Annotated in this window: 6 protein-coding genes; 1 reads left to right on the top strand and 5 read right to left on the bottom strand. The window is 42.6% G+C overall.

Translation table 11 applies throughout. From position 1 onward, the window contains the following. Nucleotides 1-37 precede the first annotated feature (37 nt). The 5 genes from QZR76_RS11620 to QZR76_RS11640 all read right to left on the bottom strand — a co-directional run bounded on the left by QZR76_RS11620 (nt 38) and on the right by QZR76_RS11640 (nt 6,665). The gene (locus tag QZR76_RS11620) at nt 38-1,351 is read right to left on the bottom strand and encodes a hypothetical protein (protein WP_294142988.1); all 1,314 of its coding nucleotides are present in this window, start codon (nt 1,349-1,351) and stop codon (nt 38-40) included. A gap of 205 nt (nt 1,352-1,556) precedes the next feature. Beyond that, entirely contained in the window at nt 1,557-3,749 is a 2,193-nt protein-coding gene (locus tag QZR76_RS11625; protein ID WP_294142989.1) for a patatin-like phospholipase family protein, read from the bottom strand. A gap of 20 nt (nt 3,750-3,769) precedes the next feature. After that, on the bottom strand, nt 3,770-5,161 hold the full coding sequence (locus tag QZR76_RS11630) for an alpha/beta hydrolase (RefSeq protein WP_294142990.1): 1,392 nt from the start codon (nt 5,159-5,161) through the stop codon (nt 3,770-3,772). A 27-nt stretch (nt 5,162-5,188) separates the two neighbouring features. Further along, nucleotides 5,189-5,887, bottom strand: coding sequence for a hypothetical protein (locus tag QZR76_RS11635; RefSeq protein ID WP_294142991.1), 699 nt, complete (start codon nt 5,885-5,887; stop codon nt 5,189-5,191). Beyond that, nucleotides 5,868-6,665, bottom strand: coding sequence for a metallophosphoesterase (locus QZR76_RS11640; protein WP_294142992.1), 798 nt, complete (start codon nt 6,663-6,665; stop codon nt 5,868-5,870). The genes QZR76_RS11635 and QZR76_RS11640 overlap by 20 nt, the downstream gene beginning before the upstream one ends. Nucleotides 6,666-6,846: 181 nt before the next feature. Between QZR76_RS11640 and ybaK the strand changes: the two genes are divergently transcribed. After that, on the top strand, nt 6,847-7,332 hold the full coding sequence (gene ybaK, locus QZR76_RS11645; RefSeq protein ID WP_294142993.1) for a Cys-tRNA(Pro) deacylase: 486 nt from the start codon (nt 6,847-6,849) through the stop codon (nt 7,330-7,332). Nucleotides 7,333-7,481: the final 149 nt, after the last annotated feature.

Genomic DNA, 7,481 nt, shown 5'->3' on the forward strand with positions numbered 1-7,481 from the left:
GATATTATTTACGCAACATTACGACCAGCCGCAAGCTTTAATTTATTTGGACAATACCCTCCCCGTAAAAATAAGGCCCGAAGATAAAAGAGTGGAAAGTTTGCCGTTCCGGATTATACACCCCCAATAAGTTTTCGTTACTTCCTACCTCTTTAAAATCGGATACGACATAAAAAAGTTTGGAATATTCCTGGTAAACGGGAGAATGCCAATACCCCTGCAATTCCGTCACTTCCCGCTTTACCTCCAAGGTTTCAGAGTTTAAAATTCCTATATAAGTTTTATCTTCCTCGTCCTTTTCGCAAACACTCAATAAACCGACCTCTTTATTCATACAGAATAACTCGTTTCGTTTTCCATCCAGAACCCTCTCTTTCATACTACCCGATTTTGTATTCAAGGAGATCAGGCACTCCTTTTCCAGCCCGGATTCCGTGTTCGAGGAAATTCCGGCAATAAAAACAAGATTCCCGTTTACCGGATCATGAATAAATGTACTCTCTTTTCCCGCGAACGGCTGTATATCCTCTTTTTTCACCCAAGTCCCGATCTCCGTCTGACTGCCGGTTTCGTGATCTATTTTTAACAACTGCAATACCGTTCGCTCTTTAACCTCCTTGTCTGCACGCAAAACACAGAGATCATTCCCGATTTTACCCCAGGAGATCAAATCACGTGTATCTGTTAACTCCTTATATTTGATCATTAACTCCCTATATCCGACGACCTTCAATGAATCTTCATACATATCCGGATTAAAAGAGACTATTGTAATCCGCTCCTGATCCTTTAACAGTCCGAACACAGGCTTTACCCCGGAAATCTTGATCAAACTTTTCAAAGGGAGAGTTTCAGGCAACAAACACCGGGGCATAAACATACTCCAAGGGAAACTACCCATCCTCCAGATAGAACGCTCATCACCCCATCCTCCCCAGACATATAAACCACAATCCTCTTTACCGATATTCAGCTCTCCTATATCCTGTCCCACCTTATTCCGGATAACAACAACCCGGAATCTCCCTGCCCTATACCGGGGAATAAAAAAAGTGATATAGTCCTCCGTACATTCCAACGGTTTTATATTAGGCAAAAATTCAATTACAACTGTCTCCGAACGGGAATAAGCCTCCGACTCCAAAGCAATTTCATCTTTTACCGTAAAACCCTTAGCCCGTATCATCACCAAAGTATTTACAGGAAGAGCGGTCAATAAGTCAGGCATCTGAACATCCGTAATACCGATATGACCCTTTTTATACAACCTCCGGCTAAAATCGTCTTTATCGCAACTCGTAAAAGAGACCATTAGAATCATCATTATACCCCAAAATAGATGTCTTTTCATTTTTTATAAATATATAGCGTGAATATTTTATGCGTATATTATTGGAATACTTTCAAGATATCACAACCTACAATTAGCCCAAAATTAAACACAAATAATCAAATAAACAACAATAATAGAAAAATACAATATTATATTAATACAACATCACTCAAAAATGTCAATCCGTATACATTTTTATCAGGTAATTCAAACAGAAAAGCAGTTAGAAGTAAAAACCCAGATCAAAATAGAATTTTAATTTTTTATCCCGGTCGGAAAGGCTGAACACGACATCTATCGGTCCTAAGCGGGAATCTCTGGAGTAAGAAACGCCTCCGCCCCAAATACCCCGTCGACCCCACATATCGAAAAAACGATCGTCCTGTTGCGCGTAATTACCGATCAGCGAGGCATAATGCCGCCCCCCCATGCGTTGCCGTAACTGGAACCTCCACACCAAAAGCGAGTGCTCGGCCATTTCCATATGGCTGATTCCCCAGAAGGCTATCTGCTGGGGCTGATAACGGCCGGGCTGAACACCTCCCATGCAATTCATATAGGAATAAGCCGGGTCCCGGCCTATCAATACCCGCCCGGAAACAGAGGGTAACATTTTCAAACGATTCGTAAGCGATATCACGCCCTCCAAACGAGACTCCAGAACAGAAAAGGGAGAATGCTCCTTATAGGTAATCATATTATCGGTATACAGGGAGTAATCGGCCTGAAACGAGACTCCCCGGGTCGGATAGTAGCGCCGGTCGTAAGTCTCTAAACGGGCTAACCCGTAATAGCTAAAAAAGCCCTCCGGACGGACGTCCATCACCTCTCCTCCATCGGAAAAAAGAAAAGAGTTATAATCGAAATACTCGTAACGCAAGCCCACCTGAAATTGAAAATTCCGGAAATACAGATTGGAAAGCCCGAGTTCTCCCATATGATAACGAAACGTCATATTGTAATCCTTATGTCCTTCCCGGTACACGTTAACGTCACTGAAACGAAACATATAAGCCAGATTGAAACGACGCAAAAAAGTATTCTCCAATGTATATTCGAGACGCACGTAGGGATTGGCACTCAAACGCCCCGTTACGGAAAACTGGGAACCTCGCAGAGTTTTATTGTTCAATGTCGTATTGATCAGGATTGCCGCCATCTCCTCGGAATCAAACCGAAAACCCAAATTGACGCGACTCATCGGATGTTCTTTTAAGGTCAACTCCAAATCATAGGGAGGATTCCCGACCAACCGGTAATTAACGGCACTAAATGCTTTTGTCCCGTACAACACCGAAATCGTTCGATGCAAATCCTGCAAGGAGATCTCACTATTTTCCCGGACATACAATTTCCTCCTTACCCACTTTTCATCTTTCGAGGAGACGCCCTGAATCCGGATATTTCGTATCTTAAAATGTCCGGAAGGCACTAAACGGCTCTTCTCCCCGTTCGAATCTATCTTTTCCGGCTCCATTCCGATTTTCTCCTTGAAGGCCATCAACTCATCCCACTTCAGCAATGCGGCGATCTTTCCCCGGGCCAATAGAGAATCGATTGCTTCTGCACTAAAACTGGCTGCCGAATAACCTTTTACATTAGGACGTATCAACAGATCGGTCTGCTTCAGATTGGCCTCGTATTTATTCATACAGAGCAAATTAATAATCTGAGGGATCACCTGAGACACGGATTTCAATTCGTCCGCACCGAGTAGATCGGCCTGCACATCCACGCCGATAATGACCTCCGCACCCAACGCCTTAGCTACATCCACCGGAAAATTATTCAATACCCCGCCGTCAACCAATACCATATCCTCCATTAAAACCGGAGTAAAAGCTCCCGGAATCGCCATACTGGCACGCATCGCCAGAGCCAGATTACCCTGATCGAGCCAGACCTCCTTCCGGGTTATCATATCAGCCGCAATACAGGTAAAAGGAATAGGCAATTTCATAAAATCCAAAGAGTCATGATAGCCGATCGTCAGATCCTGAAACAGATTATAGATATTCTGACCGCTTACAAATCCCAAGGATCGTCTCTGCTTTCTGTTTTTATCGAAAGGTATGGATAACAAATATTTCTCATCCTGCTCCTTCTCGGAAAAAGAGAGGTCATACCGGTAAACCTTATCACTCAATAAAAATTCCCAATTCTGACGGCGTACCATACTGTCGAGGGCATCCGCACGGTAACCTATGGCGTATAGCCCCCCCACGATAGATCCCATGCTGGTTCCGACAATAATGTCAACCGGAATACCGGCTTTTTCCAAAACCTGCAATACCCCGATATGAGCCACCCCTTTAGCACCTCCGCCGCTTAATACAAGTCCGACCTTCTTCCGTTGTGCATCCGTGGTATTGCACAATAACAGGAGAATAAAAAAAGACAACCAGACTCTTTTCATGGGATGCAGGTATTATTCCATCACTTTTTACCGGATAAACTTAAAATCCATTTACTGATCTCCTCCAAAGCCAAGGGAGAAAAAGTTTGTTCTATAACTCCATATTCCCGGGGAGTTCCCGTGGTACACTCTTGAAACAAATGGTTTAATCCGGGTAATTTTTTTATTTCGAACCGTTTGTTTTTCCCTTCCGTCAAAGCTTTTCGTATAGCCTCTAAGTTCACATCGGCAGGAACCTGCAAATCTTTTTCTCCATTCAACGCCAATACCGGACACTTCACCTTTTTCAGTATCGGATAAGGATCATACCTGAGCAAAGCCGTATACGAGGGCACCAGACAGCCGTCCACCTGCACCTGAATCCATCTCTCGACGCTCATATTTCCGGGTTTCAAAAAAAGATGTTCGTGTGCGAAACGGGAAACAAGAGCCGTAATAGAGTCTCTTTCTTTTTCAGGATCGTCCGAAGCAATAATCCGATTAAAGATCGTCCGGTCCAAATCGCCGATTTTTTCTGCTAACTTCGGGTCCATCCCGTAAGCCTTCCCGATCAACGCTTTTTGCAATAAAATAAGTTGATCTCCTCGGATACCGGGGCCAGCCAATAAAACAATAAAGGAAACATGTTTGTTTCTATCTGCCACGATAGGAGCTACACATCCCCCCTCGCTGTGACCGACCAATCCGATTTGCCGAATCTTCCTTTCTCTCCTTAAAAAATTGACCGCCGCATCCGCATCTGAAGCGAAATCCCATAAAGAAGAGGTTCCGAAATTACCCGTAGAGGCTCCCACTCCCCGATCGTCCACCCGCAATACGCCTATACCTTGTCGTGTCAAATAATCGGCCAAAATCCAAAAAGGTTTATGTCCCATCATCTCTTCATCCCTATTCTGCGGGCCGCTACCGCTGATCAGCACGACCACCGGAAAATTCCTTTTTCCTTCCGGCAGGGTCAATGTTCCGGCCAACCTGACGGAATCTTTTTTATTCTCGAAAAACACCTCCTCGACCCGGTAAGGATAAGGTTCTTTGGGCTCCTGATACCGTACGTTTCCATCTCCCGGAACAAAAAGTAAAAAAGAGGTGTATCCCATCTGCTCAAAAGTCCCCTCTATCTCCCCCTTTTCGTTCAACTTTCCCGTGTATTCAACACCTAATCGCCGAATAACGAAGCGTAATTGTTCATCTTTCCAACGAACGCTGTCGACAGGGATTCCGATGGCACTCTGATAAGGGCTGTCTAAAGAAGCGATATATCCGCCTTCGTTTTTATCGATATGTAACACGAGCTTTAAAGCCCCTCCCGGAAGAATTAATACCCCATTCCATGCACCCGTATGACGTTGAGCTGAAACCGTTCCGGAAAGCCCTATAAAACAAAATACCCAAATGATTAAAAAAGATTTCATCGGTCTCGTATTGATTCTTTCACAAATCTACAAAATTTGCAACTTGATCCCGAAAGAAAGACTTAAAATATCACCTAAACCGATGTATCTGTTCCCGACAGCGCTAATAAGATATAAATCACAGGTACTGAATTCATAAAAAAACGTCATTTTTTTAAAGGGGGCACTCCGGTCCAACCCGAAAGTAAGCCGTTGTCCGATAAAAGCATGAAAACGAACACGGGTAGAAAATTTATAGTAATTATTCGGGTAACGCTCCGGCTCCTTTACCCAAAAATCATCGTCCAATACCGTATTCACGTAAATACCCGTCGTTAAAGGATCGAACGACCACCGCTTTCCCAGATAAATATTAGTCCAGGGAATATAATTCTGTTTCAATGTCAAAGTAACCTTAGCCTCATTCGAGGAAAAACGAGGTATAAAACCGATCAGGAAATCGGTCTCCCATTGATCTCTCTTTCCGTAATCCCACCCCATTCCTAACGAAAGCAATCCCATAGAACCGGCAAATTGCAACTTCTGGTATTTAGGAATTAATTTTTGCCAGACTGTCTGATAATTAGCCAATTTCCGTTCATAACGCTTTTCTAAACGTTTCTGTCTGTCCAAACGGCGGGCTTCCCTCTCTTTAATCCGGATACTGTCGGCATCCTGCTGTGCATAAAGAGGTGAAGCGACAAAAAGCAATAACCCGACTCCCCATTTAATAATAGACCACTTCATAACTATATCCTTTCGGGGTTAAAGTAAACAACAGGTAATTTTTATCTTTCATACAACTGCAACCGTAATACATGATTCCGTCTTCAAACAAATCCTCCGCCATCAAAGTATGATTATGTGCATGTAAGCAAAATTCCATCTTAGGAAACTGTTTTAATAATTCATGGAACACCCGGGATACATTATTATTAAACTCGACATCCCCCGGACGGACATGCATCACGGGAATAGTACGCTTAAAACCCGAAACACTATCCTGCAACTCGTTATAGATAAAAGAAAAATCAGGAATCGGATGGGAATAATCAAATTCAAGAGCATTCGTATTCATACAAATAAATTTCGTATCTCCCGCTATAAATGAAAAATTCAAATCCCCGTATATCTTTTTATACACGTCGACTCCATTTCCCAATACGTCATGATTACCGAGCAAGGCAACGTAAGGGACTTTTAACTTCGACATGATGTCACGTACCCATTCAAACTCCTTGGTTAAGCCGAAATCGGAGATATCTCCGCCATGAATAACAAAATCCACATCATCCCGGGTATTTACATGAGAGACAAATTTTTGGGTCTCGTCATACCAACGCTGACTATCTCCCATCAACACGAAACGGATCGTATCCTTCCCTTTGCAAACCTCCCCGATACGGGTAATATTCTTCTCGTTTATTCCCCTCTCACCATTTAAACGGACGTCATAAGGATGATATTCTATCAAATCGCAACTATACACACATAAAGCGATCGCTAATACTACGCCTATTTTCATTATAAGTTTATTTTACATACACCATAGATTAGAGTGAAGATACAAAAAACAGACCAAACACAACGTATTTTAAGATAATAAATATTAAAATCAAATATTAAACTGTTTCTATTTCCGAATTCCTTACCCTATCTGTTTTTTATCACAACCTATTATCTTTGCATTCGAAATACAGAATCTTATGAAGACCAAAATAAACAAAACGAACGCAGCCCGTTTACTGGACAAAGCCAAAATCGAATACGAACTCGTTCCTTACGAAGTCGATGAAAACAACCTGGCCGCAACCCATGTTGCAGAGCAATTGAATGAAGACATCGAACAAGTTTTTAAAACCCTTATACTGAAAGGAGACAAAAACGGCTTTTTTGTCTGCGTCATTCCCGGAAACCAAGAAGTCGATCTGAAAACGGCAGCCAAAGTATCCGGCAATAAAAAAGCGGATCTGATTCCCATGAAAGAATTGCTCCCCACGACCGGATATATCCGGGGAGGCTGTTCTCCCATCGGGATGAAAAAAGAGTTTCCCACCTATATCCATGCTTCCTGCCTTAACTTCGACTACGTCTATATCAGTGCAGGCATCCGGGGCCTGCAAATCAAAATCGCCCCCACAGACCTGATCCGTATCACCAAAGCAATGACGATCGAAGAATTAAGCGATTAAAAAATTCTGAGATTCAGGGATTAAAAGATTAGGTGATTTCAGATTTATGATTTCGGATTTTAGATTTATGATTTCAAGAGGGCGGAATCAGAAATTAATCATAAACCAATTTTAAATCTACAATTTAAAATTTACAACTAATTGAAGAG

This window comes from uncultured Sanguibacteroides sp., from assembly GCF_900543425.1.
GTDB lineage: Bacteria > Bacteroidota > Bacteroidia > Bacteroidales > Marinifilaceae > Gabonibacter.